We start from the raw sequence: 19,682 nt of genomic DNA, 5'->3' as shown, positions 1-19,682 counted from the left end.
AAAAGTATTTACTCAAAGTAACCTTCAAAAGCCATGAGAAACGTGATGAAAATGATTGCCGCCGCAGCGTTTACCCTTCTGCTAGTAACCAATGTATCCGCAACACCGCGCGTTGAACCAAAAGCGGAATGCAAAAATAACTCCTGCGAAAAGTTTAAAATCGGCATGTACAGGGTCAAAAACACAACTTCTATGAATCTGCTGATGGAAAAAGAAAAAGGCGAACGCGTGGTAATCCGCCTGATGAACGCCAAAGGCAAAGTCCTCCATGAAGAATATGTTCCCAGGCATCTCAGCAAATATGGACGCAAGCTGAATTTCGAAGAGATCAACGACGGAGTTTACACCCTGGAAGTTTCCAATGATTATGAAAAGATTGTGAAAAGTATTTACCTGGCTACGAACGAAATAAGAGAAGTCGAGCGGACATTAGTCGGCATAAATTAAGGTTCAACAATGTGGCGTTACGGGCATGCAGCCGCAGCATTCCTGTAACGCTTTTTATTTTTCTGCCGGTTGTTCCTCTGTCCTGGGTAAAAGCTTCACGAATAACAGGTCGTAGGTTATTTTAGCCCAAATTAAAATACACGGAACGGCCTTTACAACATAAGGTTTCATCCATTCATTTCTGATAAATCTTGGAAAAAGGTCGGTAGGAGATAAGGCTGTGAAAACGAAGGCCAGCACAAGCAGCACATAATTTTCCGGCTTTTGCTGCTGCGCATAATACCAAAGCGCAACGCCTGTAATGGCAATAATGAATGTGGGCGACTCAGCCCGGTGATTGAAAATAACCACCCATATCATTATCGAGGCCAGTAATAACATTCTGAATGTGAAATTGCTATACTGTTTGATCCGTAAAAGCGGAATGCAGAACAGGATTGCGCCTGCAACGCTGACGTAAGTTTTGTTCACTTGAAGTCCGAACCAGGTTTTCAACCAGCCGATTACAGACAAGCCGTCAGAAATGGAATGGTCATTGGAAAGCAAATTCGCCCAGCTTTTATAGAGGAAAATAAATTGATCCACATTCACAACCAATAGCGGAAGCGCTGTAAAAAGGATCACCCAAACAGCGGTTGTATAGGTAAGTTTTAATTTATTCGGATATAAAAGAAACAAAGCTAGCCCCACAATGCCGAACAGCTTTATGAAAATAGTGGAAACGAGGCAAAACGATGCCATCCAATATTTTCCCCGCTCCAAAAAGCCAAAAGTAAACAGGAACAGCCCGGCAATTAAAGCATTACTCTGCTCATTCTGAGTGGCGGTAAGCATTTCCACGATCACAAAAACCAGGATCAAACCTTTGGTCCTAAGATCAATGCGCGGGAGATAATAGACGGAGTAGAACAGCACCGTCACATTCAGAATGTTCCATAAAGACAGTCCCAGCACATCAGGAAGGATGGCCAGGATGCCAAAAATCAATGCAAATGCGGGACTATATTTAAACAAATCACCCTGTTCCTCCACAAACGAATCATACAGATCCTTCGATTCGATCAGGTGGAAAAAGGACTGTTTGAATATAATGTAGTTGTTGTAAGTCGTATAAAGCCTGCCGCCTTCCACAAAGCTTTTCATTCCGCCAAAGTAGGACTGCAAGCTGGCGAAGATCGCCACGCCCAGAAACAGGATCAGCAGGTATTTTTGATTTACTAAAAAACGATTTACAGCACGCATTGGAGGTCAGAATTATCCATTATCTTGATTGAAAACCAAAACTAGGGATAAATCAGCGTTTTTATGATTCAATTCTTTGCATAACCCATCGATTTCAACCATCCGTCCATAGCAGCCGGCCAGCCTGCCAGAGAGCCTTTTCCTTCTGTGCGCATGCCGTAGCCATGCCCGCCTTTGGGATACAAATGCATTTCAGCAGGGATTTTTTTTGCTTTGAGTGCCAGGTAATAGGCAATGCTGTTTTCGGGGGGGACGCCGGTGTCGTCCATCGCATGTACAAGAAATGCGGGAGGCGTTTCGGGGCTTACTTGGAGTTCGTTGGAGTAATATTTAATCAGTTCGTCGGATTTTGCAGCACCTAGTAAGTTGTCGCGCGAACCGCCGTGGGCAAGTTCGGGCGTCAGGGAAATTACAGGGTAAATCAGGATCGAGAAATTGGGCTTTCCGTCCGGAGAAGCTGCTTTACCCATATTGAAATGCGTGGACAATGTGGCTGCCAGGTGACCGCCCGCCGAGAAACCCATCACACCGATTTTGTTCACATCAATATTCCATTTGCCAGCGCTCTGGCGGACCAGCTTCATGGCCTGCATGGCGTCCATCAACGGCACTTCATGCTGCGTAGTCATCGTTTTTTCGCTTGGTAATCTGTATTTCAACACAAAAGCCGAAATTCCGCGATCATTAAACCATTTTGCAAAATCACTTCCCTCGTGCGACGCCGCCAGAATCCCATAACCTCCGCCAGGGCAAATCACCACCCCTGCGCCGGTCGCTTTGTCTTTGGGAACAATGTAAGCCGTCATCGTCGGAACGGAAACACCGCTGATCCTGAGAATGTTGTCATCGCCGGTTACAGACTTTTCCTCAACGGTATTCGCTTTAAAATTGGGAACCTTGCCTTCCGGCCACAGATTAATTACTTCGTTTTGAGCCATGGATTTATCAGGTGCAGCGTATAATGCCAATGCAAGCAGGAGACCGGTTATTTTCTTCATCACATTATTTTTTAATCCAATAAGTCGGTCTCCAAGCTAATATACCATGCGTTTATGCCGGAAAATGTTACTAAGGCTTTGCAGGATTGATCATAATGTGCGCTCTGTGGGTTCCCGGGTCCATGATCCACGGCATGCCGGCAACATCTGGTTTAAGCGGTAGCCCGGTGCTTTCTGCCGTCGCAAAGGGAATGTAAACGACATAGCGGAGATAACCGTTTTTCAGCTCGCCGCTGGCCATATCATAATTATCCTTCGTTCCCGACAATGCGAAAAGCGTAGAGGATTGCTTCGGCATCATCAATTTGCCATCCTTCACTTCCTTCTCCCGAATGTCAAAAATCTCCTTCGGGTTCTTTCCTTCCTTAGCCAGCACGCGGCCTCTTTCCATAAATGCATCCAGTCCGGCAAAATAGCAGGAAACGCTTACATCTTCCTTTTTTGGATCGTCAGCAATGCAAACCATATCATTGTTCCCGGCGCGAAGGACTTTAAAAGAACCGTCGGGCGCGTAACCGTAAACCTTGGCGCCTTCACGCTTGTCTGCCGGCGCGGCCAAAACAGCTGTTTTGATTTGAATTTCAGGGGATAAAACGGCAGTTTGGCCCATTGCCTCAGCAGCCAGACAAAGTGCGATTGCGGAAAAAAAAGTCTTGTTCATGGTAGTAAATGACAGGTGGTTTGTCTCTTATATGCTTAAAATTAGTAATCTTTATTAAAGATTTGTACAAATCTTTTCCGCATTACCGACTGTAATTAACAATCCCCATGAACTTAAAAAAAACGCTGGCACTGTTTCCCGCAGGATGTTTGTTGGCAACCCTGATGGTCGCTTCTTACCAGCACGTTAACCCAAGCACTTTCCAAAGTTCGAAACTCGACAGCCTTTATAAAGACCTCACCGACGCCCAGAAGCGCTCGCCTAAATATGCGGTTGCAGGATTATCCGTAACCAACGGACTGGAAGCAACATTGTTCGCCTCGGAACCCACCATTACCAACCCCACCAACATTGATGTAGACCATTTGGGCCGGGTTTGGGTTTGCGAAGCATATAATTACCGCCCTGCGATCAATGGTAACCCTACCAAAGACGAAGGCGACCGCATCCTGATCATGGAGGATACGAATGGCGATGGAAAGTCAGACAAAACCACTGTTTTTTATCAGGGGAAAGAGATTAATTCTCCGCTTGGGATTTGGGTGATGGGCAATCGTGTGGTGGTTTCTCAAAGTCCTTATGTCTGGCTTTTTACGGATGAAAACAATGATGGAAAAGCAGATAAAAAGGAAGTTATTTTCGAGGGCGTAGGCGGTGAGCAGCACGACCACGGCATGCACGCATTCATTTTCGGACCGGATGGAAAGTTGTATTTCAATTTTGGTAACGAGGGAGGACATTTACTGGACGGCAAAGGAAATCCGGTGACTGGAAAAGATGGTCAGCCTATTGATTTCAAAAAGTTAAAACAGGGAATGGTGTTCCGCTGCGATCCTGATTTTAAGAACATTGAGGTTTTGGGAAATAATTTCAGGAACAACTATGAAGTCGCGGTGGATAGTTACGGAACAATGTGGCAGTCCGACAATGATGACGACGGAAACAAAGGCGTGCGGATCAATTACGTGATGCAATATGGCAACTACGGCTATACCGATGAGGTTACCGGTGCAGGCTGGCGTGCAAACCGCACGAATATGGAAGATTCCATTCCATTCCGTCACTGGCATTTGAATGACCCGGGCGTGGTTCCGAATTTGTTGCAGACAGGCTCGGGATCGCCCACGGGAATGGTCTTGTATGAAGGCTCAATGTTGCCGAAAGAATTTCAAAATCAAATGATCCATTGCGAGCCGGGGCATAATGTGGTGCGTTCGTATCCGGTTCAGAAATCCGGCGCAGGTTATACAGCCAAGATTGTGAACTTGGTCGATGGTAAACGGGATCAATGGTTCCGCCCGTCAGATGTCTGCGTTGCACCCGATGGTTCACTCATCGTTTCCGACTGGTATGATCCGGGCGTCGGCGGCCACCAGGCCGGTGATCAGAACCGGGGCCGCTTATACCGAATAGCACCTGCAAACACGCCTTATCGCATTCCAAAAACAGACCTGACAACGGCAACCGGCGCAGTGGAGGCATTGCAAAGCCCAAATCTTTCAGTTCGTTACCAGGCTTGGATGGCTTTGACAGCAATGGGTGAAAAAGCGATTCCATCATTGGAAAAGCTATTTAAGGATAAGAAGGCAAACGACCGCATGCGTGCAAGGGCATTGTGGGTTTTGAGCAAATGGCCGACTTCTGGCAAGAAAAACATTGATATCGCCATCAAGGACGCAAATCCTGACATGCGGATAGCAGCATTACGCGCGGCCAGTGAGCTGAAAGATGTAGACATTACCAGTTATATTAGTCTATTGGTAAAAGATGCTGAGCCTCAGGTGAGAAGAGAATGCGCATTGATCCTGCACCATAACAAATCGCCGAAGGCTCCTGCACTATGGGCGGAACTGGCAATGCAATACGATGGCAAAGATCGCTGGTATCTGGAAGCATTGGGCATTGGCGCAGACGAGCAGTGGGATTCGTTTTTCAAAGCATGGCAAGCCAAAGTTGGTTCCAATGCCATTGCAACGCAGGCTGGCAAAGACATTGTCTGGCGTTCACGCGGTAAGGAATCGGTTCCGTTGCTGGCTTCACTCGCTGGTGATTCCAAAACCGATTTGAAAAGCAGGTTGCGTTACTTCCGCGCTTTTGATTTTAATACTGCTGCCAATGAAAAATCAATGGCGCTCTTGCAGATCATGAAAGGGAATTCTCCCGAGCAGACAAAAGTAAATGAGCTGGCATTAAGACATTTGGATCCCGCATTTGTCAAACAAAATGCAGAAGCAATGGCAGCGCTCAAAAAGTTGCTCGATTCCTCATTCGGAACCCCTGCCTATCTTGAATTGGTAAGTAAATACGAATTGGAGTCAGAAAATCCAAGGTTACTGGATATGGCCATCAGCCAGGCGTCAACCCGGACAGGGCCGGCGGCTGCGATGCAGTTGATGAAACAGGGTGGTGGAAAAATGGTCTGGGATGTTATCAAAGGATCCGATGCCTCTAAAAGTGAAGGGATTGTTTCAGCATTGAGAGGCGTAGGAAGCAAAGAATCATTGGAAATCCTGCAAACCGTTGCATTAGACGATAAATATCCTGCTAGCCTGCGCACGATTGCCGCCAGGTCATTGGGCGGGACGATGAACGGTGAAGATCAGGTTATAGCATTATTAAAAGACGGAAAACTAAGCGGTGAACAGAAAGCCGCAGCTGTGAAAGGATTAAGCGGCGCTTGGAGGAAATCAGTCAAGATGGAAGCGGCGAAATACACAGTTGGCGGAACCGTAGCAGTTTCAAAGCATCCGCAAGTGAAAGATCTGATCGGTATGAAAGGCGATTTGTCGAAGGGAAAACAGGTTTTTACGTCCTATTGCTCGGTTTGCCATCAGGTGAATGGGGAGGGAATGGATTTTGGTCCAAAACTTTCTGAAATCGGAAGCAAACTGCCAAAGGAGGCACAGTATACAGCCATTTTCGAGCCCAGCGCGGGCATTGGCTTTGGTTATGAGGGTTTTGAGGTAACATTAAAAGACGGATCAACCGTCTCAGGCATCGTCGCCAGCAAAACCGAAACCGACCTGATCCTGAAATTCCCTGGCGGCTCGACCCAGGAATACAAAATGTCACAAGTAAAGTCCATCAAACAACTCAACGATTCCATGATGCCCGCTGGCTTGCAGGATGCCATGAGCACCGAGGAGCTGGTTAGTCTGGTTGATTATTTGAGCGGGTTGAAGAAGAAATAGATCAGCTTAAAGGATTGTAAGGAGCATATGCAAGCGCATATGCTCCTTTTTTTATCATTTGTAGGGAACAGCCTTAATAAGCCGAAGATTGTTCAACTGGCTGATATTGAGAATATTTTCTTCCGGGATAATGTTTCTGCTAATCCAGTTATTAATGATCATGGTATTCTTCAATCCAAACCGTCTGCAATATTCCTTCATCGTAACCCACTCACTAAGCGGATATTTCTGACCGTTTATTTCAATGTTGACGTCTTTGGATTTATGGTATTCTGCGATTATAGCATCTGCTTTTTTGCGGGTCTCTCTAGATTGTGCAAGCAATTCTTCTGCCTCTTGAACCATGAACTTTCCAATCACCTCCCGTTCGGCCTCTGTTGCGGTTTGAAAATAGTCCAGGCACTCATTACTTGCTGCTTCATATTCAGCTAGACTGCCCGCTTCTCTCATTCGTTTAAATATATGTTCCATATCGAGTATTCGTTGATTTTAAAGTGACTTGTAGATGTCCTCCAGTTGTTGGATCTTCTGATTAACGTCCAATAGTTCATCTAGAACAATATTTTGTAACTCATCTGAAGGACTTGTCATAGTGCTCAAGTTTTTGAGTCTGATTTTTAATTCGCCTCTACGGATTAAATGCTCAGCTATAAGCTGTTTAAGTATATGCTTCACTATTTATGAGTGTATAGTATGTGAAAAAAGCAATCTTGTGTGTTTTGTAATATCACAAAACAAAGTTAGTAATATCTTTTATTCTTTCAAACTTCATTTCCTAATCCCGGAAACATCAGGTATTTTTATACGTTATTAGGATATCTGCATCATCAAATTTTTGTTTTGAAACAATTTAATTCTACTAAATCTGCATTATTAATTGCAGGTTTTACAACTCTTCTCAACTTCTTCGGTTTTTGTCAACTTTCTGATTCACTAGTCGTTACTGATCCTGATAGCTTGTATGCTACGTTTTCGGAGCCTGAAAAGCGATTTTCCCGGAATGCGGTGCTTGGGCTGAAAGTGGCCGATGGCCTGCAAGCAACGCTTTTTGCTTCGGAACCGGACGTGATCAACCCTATAAACATTGATGTGGACCATCGGGGAAGGGTTTGGGCTTGCGAAGCCTATAATTATCGTCCCGCTGTGAATGGTAAGTCGGAGCTGGGGCAGGGGGATCGCATTGTGATCATGGAGGACAAGAATGGCGATGGAAAGTCGGATGTAACCAAGGTCTTTTACCAGGGGCCGGAGCTGAATTCGCCTTTGGGAATTTGGGTGATGGGTAACAAGGCTGTTGTTTCGCAGAGTCCGTATGTATGGCTTTTTACCGATACAAATGGTGATGATAAGGCCGATAAAAAAGAAATTTTATTCAAGGGAATCGGCGGCTCGCAGAATGACGCCGGTATTCATGCATTCGTTTTTGGGCCGGACGGGAAATTTTATTTCAATTTCGGCAATGCAGGAAGGCAGCTTGTTGATGGTCAGGACAGGCCATTGCTTGATAAATATGAAAGGCCGATCGATTTCAGGCAGTTCAAGCAAGGCGTCGTTTTCAGATGTGATCAGGATTTTACCAAAGTTGAAATATTAGCACAAAATTTCCGGATCGGCTTTGAAGTTGCCGTCGATAGCTTCGGGACTATGTGGCAATCGGATCAGGAAGAGCCTGGCAATGGCGGCGACCGGGTTTCGTATGTGATGGAAAACGGGAATTTTGGATACATTGACGAAATGACGGGTGCAAGCTGGCGTCTGAACCGCACCAATCTGGAAGACGAAATCCCGCGCAGGCACTGGCATCAGAATGATCCGGGCGTTGTTCCCAACCTCATTGAAACGGGCTCAGGTTTTCCGATGGGTATGACCATCTATGAAGGTGATTTACTGCCCCGGCGTTATCAGAATCAAATTCTACTCGCCGATGCAGGCCAGCAAAGCGTGAGCGGATTCCCGGTTGTGAATGATGGTGCAGGATACAAATCCACCGGCATTCTTCCTATCGTCGAAGGAACACGCGATAAATGGTTCAGACCAACGGATGTATGCGTAGCGCCTGACGGTTCGCTGATCATTTCCGACTGGTATGATCCCGTAATTGGTTCGCATAAAATGAAGGACAGGAGCCGTGGCCGGATTTTCCGCGTTGCGCCCAAGGACTCACTGTATAAAATCCCTGTTTTTGACCTCTCCATTCCCGAGCAGGCAGTAAAAGCGCTGCAAAGTCCCAACTTATCCATGCGTTATATGGCCTGGAATGCTTGTGTAAAGCATGGCTGGCAGGCTGAACCTTATCTCGAAGAGCTCTTTCGGTCAATAGTTGTCAATCCGCGGATCAGAGCGCGGGCATTGTGGGTTTTGAACCGGATCGAAGGTTTCAATTACAGAAGCCTCGATATTGCATTCAGGGAAATGAACCCGAATTTGCGGATTACCGCATTGCGCGCCGTGCGGCAGCGCAACAGCGATCCTACGGAATATATCAAGCGCCTTACCGCTGATCCCGACCCGCAGGTGAGAAGAGAATGCGCTTTGGCGATCAATCATAACCATACTTACGAAGCATTGGACGTTTGGTTGCAGTTGGCAAGACAATACAAAGGAAACGATCGCTGGTCGGTGGAAGCATTGAGCATAGGTGCCTTTGACCAATGGGAACGGATTTTCCCGGCGTGGCTGGCGCAGGCAGGCGCTAATCCTGTGGCCACGAGTGCAGGAAAAGACATTGTATGGCTGGCAAGAACACGGCAGGCGATTCCGTATCTGACCACGGCTGCTTCGGATACCAGTGTGAATTTCAAAAGCAGGCTTCGCTACTTCCGCGCATTCGACTTCTTCCATGCAGGTTATGAAAAATCGCAGGCGCTGCTGAATGTAATGAATGTCAATTCTTCGGACCGAATTGAAGTAAGCAAGCTTGCATTGCTGCATTTGGATAAATCATTTGTTACGAACTCCCAGCAAGGGCTCACCGCATTGAACAAGCTTCTCGACGAAACTTATGGAACGGAACATTACATTGATTTAATGACCCGCTATGAGCTGGATTCCGAGATGGACCGGTTGTTTAAAATGGCTTTGGATAAATCGGATGAAGTTGTGGGACGGGATGCCGGGGCATTATTGCTGGAACAGGCTGGCATTTCTTACGTGACGCAAAAACTCGCGGGTTTAAATGAAGAGAAAAAGTCTTCGCTTCTGGCTTCGATACAAACAGTAGGAAGTCCCGAGTCGGTTTATTTATTAAGGAACACAGCTTTGAATTCCAATGAGCCTATGTCTGTGCGTAAAAACGCGGCCAAATATCTGGGGGCGAGCTGGCCGGGAGAAGAAGCAGTGGTGAAAATGCTTCGGGATGATCAAATGGCTGGCGATGTGAAAGAGGCCGCATTGGAAGGTGTGAGAAATGCGTTCAGAGAAGAAATCAAGGTGCAGCTGGCTCCCTATTTCCCTCAGCTGACCGATGATAAACTGGCCGAGCCCTCGAAGTCAGACAGCAAGAAAGAAAGGAAGAGAAAACGCAGGAGAGGCTAGGAACGCAAGTTTCCAAGGCCGTTTGCGGTATATTTGACAACGCTACAACTTTACATTCCTAAACAAAACATTAAAAAAATATGCTCCGCAGAAATTTTGTAAAATCTTCCCTTGGTCTGGCTGGTGCAGCAATTGCAGCAGGAGATGCTTTCGCAACGGCGCCAATGGCTAAAAATAAATTCAAGCTTAAATACGCTTCCCACTTTGGCATGTTTCAGAACAGCGCCGGAAAAGATGTGATTGATCAGCTGAAATTTATGGCTGACCAGGGTTTCATGGCAATTGAAGATAATGGCATGATGGGCAGGCCGGTGGAGCAGCAGGAAGCTATTGCCAAAGAAATGACGCGCCTGGGCATGCAAATGGGCGTTTTTGTGGTGGATAAGGGAGGAAACGGTGCCAATACATTAGCAGCAGGTAAGCAGGAATACATTGATATTTTTTTGAATGGCTGCAAAAAAGCGGTAGAAGTTGCCAAGCGTGTAAATGCGAAATGGATGACGGTTGTGCCGGGTGATTTTGAGAGAAATTTACCAATAGGCGTGCAAACAGGCCATGTGATTGATGCATTGCGCCGAGGTGCTGAAATCCTGGAACCGCACGGATTGGTGATGGTTTTAGAGCCGCTAAGCGATTCGCCAAATCTTTTTCTGAGAACTTCCGATCAGACTTACGAAATCTGCCGGGGCGTTAACAGCAAGTCCTGCAAGATCCTGTACGACATTTACCACATGCAAAAAAACGAAGGACGCCTGCTTTACAACATTGACCGGACTTGGAGCGAAATCGATTATTTTCAGATAGGGGACGAGCCTGGCCGCAAGGAGCCGACAACGGGCGAAATTAACTACAAAAACATTTTCAAATACATTTACGACCGCAGCAAAAAGGAAAATAAATCCTTCATCATGGGCATGGAACACGGCAATTTCTCACCGGGTAAGGAGGGAGAGGAAGCGTTGATAAGGGCTTATGTGGAAAGCGACAGCTTTACGATCTAATGTTCTTCGCAAGCCGTTTTTGATATAATATAAAAAGAAAAACACCGTAGAGTAGCGATTACTTTACGGTGTTTTTTGTGCCCTGGAGCAAATAGTAAATTACAATACAACAACTGAATTTTCAGCAGTTGCGTCAACGCCGGCAGCTACGTATTTGTCTGCTTCCCAGTCATTTTCCCACTTTTCGTCGTCAAGGATATAACGGAACTGATACTCACCTGATGCAAGTTCAAGACTTGTTTTGAATGAGCCGTCTTTTTGCTTTTTCAATGCGATTGCTTCCTCAGGATTCCATCCGTTAAACTCGCCAACCAACGCAACTTTTTTTACTTCAACTGCTGCTTCTGCGGGAACTGTAAATGTTACTTTATAAAGTGATTTACTCTTTACAAATTGCTTTGTTAATGCCATGATTATGTAGTGTTAAATAGTTGATGGAACAAATATACAATCAAAAATTATTCAAATCAATGAATATCAATATTATAAAGGAATTTCATCTTTGAATAATCATAATTAAACGTAGTAATACGTGTGTTTATTTTCCATTTCAACCATATTTACCGCAACGTATAGCGCATGCCGAGAAAGCCTCTGATGCCCTGATTAGGCGCAAAAACATAAGATGGATCGAATGTCAGCCGGTAAGGATTGTCAGGCGTTGCGATCACCTGGCCGCTGTCATCAAACTTTACATTTTTGTCAAAAGGATCATTCGATCTTGCAATGGAATTGGCGGGAGGAGTAAAATTGAGCAGGTTTTTTACTCCGCCGTAGATTTCCAGGCCATTGTCAAACTTCTTGGTGACCTGTATATTTTGTAATGACCAAACCGGTGAAATCTTTGCGCGCGGATCTTCTTCACTCAGCACCGGCAGCCGCATAGGACCGTAAATATTGCCCGTATAATCAAACGATATGCCCGACTTTTGAAACTCATAAGAAACAGACCAGACACCTGTATATTTTTCTGTCAGCACAGGCCTGAACCGGACTCCGTTTTCCTTCTGAAAATTTTCCATGTAAGTCGCCCCAGCAATGATCTTCAAAGGAAAAGGAAAGTTGAAATCCAGATTCAGGTTAACGCCTTTTGAAACAGCATAACCATCCAGATTATCATAAATAATCTCATTTGGATTCGTGTCGTAGTCAGGCAGGATGCGGTTTGTAAAATGAGTGTAGAAAACGGAGGCGTCCAGGCCAATGAAAGAACTTCCCGTCACAATCTTTTTCACATAATTCACATTCACATTCCAGCTTTGCTCAGGATTAAGCGCTTCTTTCACAATCACTTGCCGCGAACCCGTAAGCGCAGCGTGGTCCTCCGTGAAGAGGTTTACAATGCGGAAGCCGCGACCAATGTTCAGTCGGGCCACATCCGTTTGGTTGAACTTGTATTTATAGGCAAGCCTGGGCGTGAAAATGCTTCCATGACGGCTGTTATAGTCATACCGGGCTCCCAGCAGCAGGGAATGCGGCCCGGCTTTGATCTCATCCTGGACAAAAATACCAGGTAGCAAAATTTTGTCGGGATGGTCTTTGCCGTCGAGGAAGCGGGTTGCGGTGGTGTTGTCATTGTAAAAAGTATAGCGGAATGGGGTTCCGAAAAGCAGGTTATGCCTGCCGACTTCTTTATCCCATAACAGCTGCGCAAACGCTATTTTCTGATCTGCATTGAACATTACATGGCCATAGGTCGAGTTCTGGTTGTGTGAGCTGAAAGAATATTGCAATGTCACTTTTTCGGCCATAGGAAGCTGATAGTTGCCTAAAACTTCGAAGCGTTTGGTATAAATGCTTTCCCCGTAAACCTCCGTTCCGCCGCGATATGTTTTGTTCCAGTTCATTTGCCCGCCCCAGCGGTCCTCATAATAGTAACGCGCCGCAATGTTCGCCTGGCGATTATTTTTCCGGTTAAACGACCATTTATTAAAAACAGAAATGCGGTTCTGCAATGTCAGGTCTGTGAAACCATCCTTATTGTTGTCAATCGGGTTTTGGTAATTAAAATAACTCACACCCAGGAGCGAGCTTGCTTTGGAACCTGCGGTAAATTTCACGCCCAGGTCGATATTATAATCCAGCCACGATGTGCTGAATGCATCCGCGGAGAATATGGGTGCTTTTGAAGGGTTTTTTGTGATAATGTTGATCAATCCACCCACGGCTTCCGATCCGTAAAGGGTTGAAGCAGGGCCTTTTACAATTTCGACCCGATCAATCAGGCTGTTTGGGATTCCGGACAGGCCGTAAACAGTGGAAAGTCCGCTTACCATGGGCATGCCGTCGATAAGCACCATGGTGTACGGTCCTTCGAGGCCGTTGATATGGATGTCGCCGGTGCTGCATACATTGCAATTAAGCTGCGGGCGCACGCCATTAACATAGCTAAGGCCTTCAAAAATGCTTGGAACAGGGTTTTTGTAAATGAATTTGGCCGTGATAATGTCAACGGGAACGGGGCTGTCCAGCTTTGAAACCTCTTTCATTGTGCCTGTAACTACCACTTCATCCAAAGCATTAGCACCGGATTTTAGCACGAAATCACGCACGACGTCCTTCTCAATCCGCACGTTTTTTTCGGTAATGTTGGGCATAGAGATGAAGCTGACCCGAAGAGAATAACTTCCATTTGGAATGCCCGAGATCTTATAATGTCCGATCGAATCAGCAGTCGCTCCGATCTTTAATTCGTTAATATAGACCGATGCACCAAACGCCGGACTATTTCCTTCTTCCAGGATTATTTTCCCGGAAAGCGAATGCTGCGCCAGTGCTGGCAAGCTGAGTGTATATAACAGCATTAGTATGAGTAACTTCATATATACTTAATCTTATATTTAACTAATCCTCAATATTAATTTAGACAAATCTAAAAATTAAACTTGATAAACGACAACTATTAATTTGATCGCCTGAAAAAATTATTGAAACTAACTATACGTTTTTTAGGGTTAGGGAGATTACACCGGATGAAGTGATTTTCACCGGCTATGGATAACCTATAAAAATGATTATGCTGAAAAAATTTTTGAAACCAATCAAGCTTCCGGCGTCCGCCGACTGGGGCGTGCTGATTTTACGGGTCGGAATTTCGTTACTCATGCTCACGCATGGCTATGCAAAGCTGCAAAACCTGTTAAAAGGTGACCATTCATTTGCTGATCCGATCGGGATTGGAGAGGAGTTATCACTTTATCTGACGATTGGCGCAGAGTTTGTTTGCTCAATTCTAGTGATTCTTGGTTTGTTCACCAGGGCGGCACTCATTCCGTTGATCATCACCATGACCGTGGTTTTCTTTATTGTACACGGCCCTGATCCGCTCGCTGACAAGGAACATGCATTGACGTTCCTGATTGTATATGTCACATTGTTTCTGACCGGCCCGGGCAAAATGTCCGTGGATAACGGTCTTTATAAATAATAAAAAAAGGCGTTTCCAATCTGGAAACGCCTTTTTAATGCTATTGCGACCATTGGGTTGGAGAGCGGTCCCAGCGGTGTACTTTCAATTTCTCTGCGAGCTTCGGATCCAGCAGCTTACCATCACTGGCTGAAACATTGGACCTTACGTGCGGCAGTTTGCGCATGCCCGGAATAGTGGTATGCACATCCGGATTGTTCAATATGAACCGTAATGCAAGCTCCGGCATTGTCATTCCCTCCGGAATGTCAGCTTTTAGCGCCTCAGCGTGGTCTACACTGGAATTCAGGTTTTCCGGCACAAAGTAAGTCGACCGCCAGTCGTCGGCCGGGAAAGTTGTTTCTTTAGTAAATGTGCCTGTTAATGTTCCTTCGTCAAACGGAACACGTGCAATGACGCCGATATCGAGCTTTTTGCAAAGCGGAAAGAGGTTGTCCTCCGGCGCCTGGTCAAAAACATTGTATATCACCTGAACAGCGTCTATTAATCCCGTTTCAAGGGTTTTTAAGACATTATCCGGCTCCCAGCGGTTAACGCTGATGCCCCAACGTTCCACTTTTCCTTCCTGCGTCAATTTGTGAATCGCTTCTTTCCACTCATCTTCCTGCGCCCAGCTGTCTTCCCAAACATGGAATTGAAGCAGGTCAATGCGCTCCGTGCCCAGGTTTTTAAGGCTTTTCTCTGTGTATTCGATAATGTAATCGGCAGGGAAAACTTCCTGTAACGAAGAGTCCGCTTTGGATGGCCACTGGCGGTTTTTAGGTGGAATTTTGGTGGCCGCATATAATTTGCGGTCCGGGTAACGGCGGATCAGGTCGCCGAGAATGCGCTCGCTGAGGCCTTCACCATAGCCCCAGGCCGTGTCAAAGAAGTTAACGCCTGATTCAACTGCCAGATTGAGAGAGTCATCTGTTTCCTTACGGTCGGAGCCCGTCCAGCCTGCAAGTCCCCACATTCCGTAACCTATTTCGCTGATCTGCCAGCCACTACGCCCAAAACGACGGTTTTGCATTGTTAAGTAAATTTAGTGTTCGTGGATTAAAGCCTGGGATTGTGTCTTTTTAATGTATTAGAAATACATTTGTAGGATATTAAGTTCAGAAAAACTCGTGGAACGTTCTTCAATTAAACGGATAGGTGAGAGATAAAGGGTTGATGGTAAATGCATTGTTGATGACGATAAAAAGAATCGCCGGAATGGTCCTGATCCTCAGCATTTGCGGCTGGGTCAATGAGGATAAATCTTCGGAAAAATTAAACGAATATTGCGCCACATTCAACCAGCTCCAGCTGGATATCCGTGACAATGTAATTTCCCCCGACTCCGGGCGGCTTGCTTTCCGCACGATCATGCAGCAGATCAGAAGTGAGTTCAAAAGGGACACCTGCCGCGTCATTGACTCGTCTTATTTTGCTTATCCGATTAAAGGCTATACGCCCCGCGAATCCATAGGAGGCCGGGGAAGAGGTTACAGAGGTGAAGGTTTCGACCTTTTCGATAACAATGTGCGCGGAAGCCATCCTGCACACGACCTTTTTGTAAAGGATAAGGATCAGGACAATCTGGATGACAGGACCTGGCAGCCCGTTGACGTGATGGCATTTACTTCCGGGATCGTTCTGGCGACGGAAACAGGCTGGAAATACAACAGTGAATTCCGGGGCGGTAACTGGATCTGGATTTACGATCCGTGCCTGGACGGCCTTTTCTACTACGCGCACAACAATATGATCGAAGTCCAGCCCGGACAATGGGTGAATGCCGGTGATAAAATTGCCGAAATGGGCCGCTCCGGCTATAATGCTTATCAAAAACGTTCGCCAACGCACCTGCACCTGATGTATCTGCAACTGGACGAATACGCCATGCCGCTTCCTGTGAACACTTATGAATGGTTGCTGATGTCAACCGTAAAGGATGGTTACGTCACGGAATGATTGGGATTGATGCTATTAATTAATAAATTGTAGCTCACTCGATTACTATTCCTATAAACCATTTTTTATGAACAACCGCCGGTCCTTTTTCCGAAAGAGCGCGGCCATCGGCTTTGGTGCCTTCGGCCTGAACAGTCTTTATAACGAATTGCACGCAGAAAGTTTCAGTGAAGCCGAGAAGCTTTGGAACGACAACAGTGCAGATAATGAAGATTACTGGTCGGTAATCCAGGATGCTTACACGGCGAGTAAAAGCGACATTATTATCCTCAACAACGGCGGCGTCTCGCCTTCGCCCATTGCCGTGCAGGAAGCTTTGGAAAAATACAACAAAGCGGCAGCGCAGGGACCTTCTTACTACATGTGGCGGATTATGGATAAAGGCCGCGAGCCGCTTCGGCAGCGTCTGGCCAAACTGGCCGGTTGCGACGCAGAGGAAATTGCCATTAACCGGAATGCTACGGAAGCACTCAACACCATTATTTTTGGCTTACCACTCGAAAAAGGTGACGAGATCATTGGCACCATTCAGGATTATCCCAACATGATCCAGGCCTGGAAACAAAGGGAAATGCGCGATGGACTGGTTTATAAACAATTATCATTTGATTTTCCAATAGAAAATGACGAGCAGATTGTGAAAGCTTTTGCCGACGCTGTTACACCCAGGACCAGGATCATTCACGTAACCCACATTATCAACTGGGTAGGGCAGATTATGCCGGTGAAAAAGATTTGTGATATGGCGCATAGCAAAGGCATTGAGGTGGTTGTGGACGGTGCGCATACATTTGGTTTGCTGGATTATAAAATCCCTGACCTGGATTGCGATTATTTCGGAACGAGTTTGCACAAGTTTTTGAGCGCGCCGGTGGGAAGCGGTATGATGTGGGTAAAGAAGGATAAAATCGAAAAAATATGGCCATTGTTATGCAACAGCCAGCCTAAGAGCAAAGACATCCGCAAATTTGAAACATTGGGGACACGCAGTTTTTGCATAGAGCAAGCCATTGGTGAAGCCATCAATTTCCAGGAAGGCATCGGTTCCAAAAGAAAGCAGGAAAGGGTGCATTATTTGAAAAAATACTGGGCTGAAAAAGCACTGCAGATTCCTGGCGTGAAAATCCATACATCACTAAAACCTGAATATTCCTGCGCCATTGCCGGTGTGAGCATCGACGGAATGAAACCAGAAGAGCTGGACAGCAAGCTCATGAAAGATTACCAGATACACACTGTCGGAATCAACTGGGAAAACATTCATTGTGTGCGGGTTACGCCTCATGTTTATACCAAAATCAGTGACCTGGACAAGCTTGTGGGAGCTTTGGAAAAGATCGCTAAAAAAGCCTGATGAAAGGATTTTTGCGTTATCTTTAAAGATCATCAGCTTAAAAACCCAATCACATGACCCAATTACGAAAGGGCTCTTTCCTCAAAAGGGCCAAAGATATAAGCATTAGCAGCGCCTTGGCAATCACCATTTTATCATCCGGAATCGGGATGACGGGATGCGGTTCCAGCGAAGATGAAGAAGCTTATAGTTATGAAGAAACCACCTATTCCAAAGGCATCCGCTCGCACATTAAGGAGGTTAAACCCGGAGAATTTAAGATTACCGACGAAGAAAGCGTAGATGCGGACAAGTCCGTTGCCATTGTCACTTACCTCGACGGCCACACCGACTCGCTCAGCACAACTGCCGCTAAGGCATTGATCGATGACGAGATCCGCAATAACCAATCATCTGTGGGGCACCATAGTGGCTTGTCCACCATGCTGTTATACGGAGGAATGGGTTATATGCTCGGCAGAAGCTCCAACAATGCATACATGAACAATTACCGTGGAAACGGCAGTGCGGCCAGAGGCTTTTACAGCGATCCGAATGTTTATAACAAATCGCAAAGCGCTGTTCAGCAAGCAAATGCTTCCCGCAGCACGCGCATGGTGACGTCCCGTCCCAAAGGCGGCAGAAACGGTTTCTTCGGACGTTCCGCAGGCAGAAGCGGAGGTTAAATTTAAAAAAACATGATTCAATTAAAATCGCTAGCCAATCATCCGGAAAAAGCGCTGCAAAACGTAGGCTGGGACTGGATGCTTGGCACCGACACGGCTCCTTATGTGGTCAGTGACGTTGTAGTTGTCAGCGAAGAGCAGGCAATCCAATATTACGAAGCGGCGGGGACATTATATGAAATGCTCATTGAGGCTGGGCAATATGCTATTGATAACCAGCTTTTTAAGGAAATGGGCATTCCTGAAAATCTGGTAGAGCTTATTCAGCTTTCGTGGCAGGATGACCGCCATATCCATCTTTACGGCCGCTTTGACCTCGCTGGCGGAATCGATGGTGAACCAGTTAAGCTCATTGAATTTAATGCGGACACCGCAACCTGCATTCCCGAGACCGCTGTTGTGCAATGGGCGCATCTGCGGATGAACGGGCTTGATGAATCGCAGCAGTTTAACACCCTTTACGAAACGCTGGTTAATCAGTTCCGCTATCTCAAAGAGGCAAATAATGACCTGGACGCTTCTATTTTGTTTTCCACAATGCGCGGTTATCCCGAAGATGACACCAATGTTGCCTTACTGACCGAGGCTGCGCGGGAAGCAGGATTTGACACGGATTTCGCTTATGTCGAGGAAGTTGAGTTTTCAAATGGAGAAGGCATTTTTAAAATGGTGCCTGATTCCAACGATTTTCTGCGGTTCGATTTCTGGTTCAAGCTTGTCCCCTGGGAATATATCGGAAATGATGAGCCGGAACTCGCTGGAATGCTGACAGAGATTGTCAAAAACCGGAAAGCAGTTATTCTCAATCCTGCATATACATTGTTATTTCAGTCAAAATATATACTGAAAGTCTTGTGGGATCTTTATCCCTATCATCCGCTGTTGCTCCAAACCGAGCGCTATGCATTGCCTCATAAAAAGTCGGTGCGTAAAGTGCTCTTCGGCCGGGAAGGGGCTAATGTTTCTATTTTGGAAAAAGGCGGAGAAGTGCTGGAAACGGTTGAGGGTGAGTATGATGACCAGCCAAAGATCTATCAGGAATATCTTGATTTCCCCACCGATGGCGCTGGAAATTCTTATCAGGCCGGCGTCTTTTATGCAGGTGAAGCTTGTGCGCTGGGCTTTCGACGGGGCGGCAGGATCCTGGATAACAAGGCACAATTTGTGGGCCATTTGGTAAGTTAAACCATTGAATATGACCGCAGACTAAACGGATCGACCGTT

The 19,682-nt window shown here is 46.1% G+C and carries 16 protein-coding genes; 9 read left to right on the top strand and 7 right to left on the bottom strand.

From position 1 onward, the window contains the following. Positions 1-33 precede the first annotated feature (33 nt). A complete protein-coding gene (locus LZG74_RS15315) occupies positions 34-447 on the top strand; it encodes a hypothetical protein (RefSeq protein ID WP_233797419.1) in 414 nt (137 codons plus the stop codon). A gap of 54 nt (positions 448-501) precedes the next feature. On the opposite strand, the gene LZG74_RS15310 is transcribed toward LZG74_RS15315, so the two are convergent. The 3 genes from LZG74_RS15310 to LZG74_RS15300 form a co-directional block, all read right to left on the bottom strand. After that, complete coding sequence (locus LZG74_RS15310; protein ID WP_233797418.1) at positions 502-1,689, bottom strand: glycosyltransferase family 87 protein; 1,188 nt, start codon at positions 1,687-1,689, stop codon at positions 502-504. Positions 1,690-1,757: 68 nt separating this feature from the next. Next, positions 1,758-2,687: an alpha/beta hydrolase gene (locus tag LZG74_RS15305; protein ID WP_233797417.1), complete on the bottom strand. Its 930-nt coding sequence runs from the start codon at positions 2,685-2,687 to the stop codon at positions 1,758-1,760. A gap of 70 nt (positions 2,688-2,757) precedes the next feature. Further along, a complete protein-coding gene (locus LZG74_RS15300; protein ID WP_026628588.1) occupies positions 2,758-3,348 on the bottom strand; it encodes a hypothetical protein in 591 nt (196 codons plus the stop codon). A 107-nt stretch (positions 3,349-3,455) separates the two neighbouring features. On the opposite strand from LZG74_RS15300, the gene LZG74_RS15295 reads away from it, so the two are divergent. Further along, positions 3,456-6,539, top strand: coding sequence for a PVC-type heme-binding CxxCH protein (locus tag LZG74_RS15295; protein ID WP_233797416.1), 3,084 nt, complete (start codon positions 3,456-3,458; stop codon positions 6,537-6,539). Between the two features lie 54 nt (positions 6,540-6,593). Here the strand turns inward: LZG74_RS15295 and LZG74_RS15290 are convergent, their stop codons facing one another. Further along, positions 6,594-7,010, bottom strand: a complete 417-nt coding sequence (locus LZG74_RS15290; protein WP_233797415.1) for a hypothetical protein — start codon at positions 7,008-7,010, stop codon at positions 6,594-6,596. Between the two features lie 369 nt (positions 7,011-7,379). Here LZG74_RS15290 and LZG74_RS15285 point away from each other — a divergent pair, with 369 nt between their 5' ends. Continuing rightward, the gene (locus LZG74_RS15285) at positions 7,380-10,073 is read left to right on the top strand and encodes a PVC-type heme-binding CxxCH protein (RefSeq protein WP_233797414.1); all 2,694 of its coding nucleotides are present in this window, start codon (positions 7,380-7,382) and stop codon (positions 10,071-10,073) included. 80 nt (positions 10,074-10,153) lie between these two features. Then, positions 10,154-11,074, top strand: coding sequence for a hydroxypyruvate isomerase family protein (locus tag LZG74_RS15280; protein ID WP_233797413.1), 921 nt, complete (start codon positions 10,154-10,156; stop codon positions 11,072-11,074). Positions 11,075-11,173: 99 nt separating this feature from the next. On the opposite strand, the gene LZG74_RS15275 is transcribed toward LZG74_RS15280, so the two are convergent. After that, positions 11,174-11,485: an isoamylase early set domain-containing protein gene (locus tag LZG74_RS15275; protein WP_026628582.1), complete on the bottom strand. Its 312-nt coding sequence runs from the start codon at positions 11,483-11,485 to the stop codon at positions 11,174-11,176. Between the two features lie 149 nt (positions 11,486-11,634). Further along, positions 11,635-13,896, bottom strand: coding sequence for a TonB-dependent receptor (locus LZG74_RS15270; RefSeq protein ID WP_233797412.1), 2,262 nt, complete (start codon positions 13,894-13,896; stop codon positions 11,635-11,637). Positions 13,897-14,090: 194 nt separating this feature from the next. Here LZG74_RS15270 and LZG74_RS15265 point away from each other — a divergent pair, with 194 nt between their 5' ends. Next, complete coding sequence (locus LZG74_RS15265; RefSeq protein WP_233797411.1) at positions 14,091-14,501, top strand: DoxX family protein; 411 nt, start codon at positions 14,091-14,093, stop codon at positions 14,499-14,501. Between the two features lie 40 nt (positions 14,502-14,541). Here LZG74_RS15265 and LZG74_RS15260 read toward each other — a convergent pair whose 3' ends face one another. Beyond that, on the bottom strand, positions 14,542-15,513 hold the full coding sequence (locus tag LZG74_RS15260; protein ID WP_233797410.1) for an aldo/keto reductase: 972 nt from the start codon (positions 15,511-15,513) through the stop codon (positions 14,542-14,544). Positions 15,514-15,674: 161 nt separating this feature from the next. Between LZG74_RS15260 and LZG74_RS15255 the strand changes: the two genes are divergently transcribed. From LZG74_RS15255 to LZG74_RS15240, 4 genes are all read left to right on the top strand, one after another. Next, complete coding sequence (locus LZG74_RS15255) at positions 15,675-16,439, top strand: M23 family metallopeptidase (RefSeq protein ID WP_233797409.1); 765 nt, start codon at positions 15,675-15,677, stop codon at positions 16,437-16,439. 67 nt (positions 16,440-16,506) lie between these two features. Continuing rightward, positions 16,507-17,793, top strand: a complete 1,287-nt coding sequence (locus tag LZG74_RS15250) for an aminotransferase class V-fold PLP-dependent enzyme (RefSeq protein ID WP_233797408.1) — start codon at positions 16,507-16,509, stop codon at positions 17,791-17,793. Positions 17,794-17,846: 53 nt separating this feature from the next. Beyond that, a complete protein-coding gene (locus LZG74_RS15245; RefSeq protein WP_233797407.1) occupies positions 17,847-18,458 on the top strand; it encodes a hypothetical protein in 612 nt (203 codons plus the stop codon). A gap of 12 nt (positions 18,459-18,470) precedes the next feature. Further along, on the top strand, positions 18,471-19,643 hold the full coding sequence (locus LZG74_RS15240; protein WP_233797406.1) for a glutathionylspermidine synthase family protein: 1,173 nt from the start codon (positions 18,471-18,473) through the stop codon (positions 19,641-19,643). Positions 19,644-19,682 lie beyond the last annotated feature (39 nt).

This window comes from Dyadobacter sp. CY327, assembly GCF_021390415.1.
Taxonomy (GTDB): domain Bacteria; phylum Bacteroidota; class Bacteroidia; order Cytophagales; family Spirosomataceae; genus Dyadobacter; species Dyadobacter chenhuakuii.
This window is presented reverse-complemented; position numbering and strand designations above follow the sequence as displayed.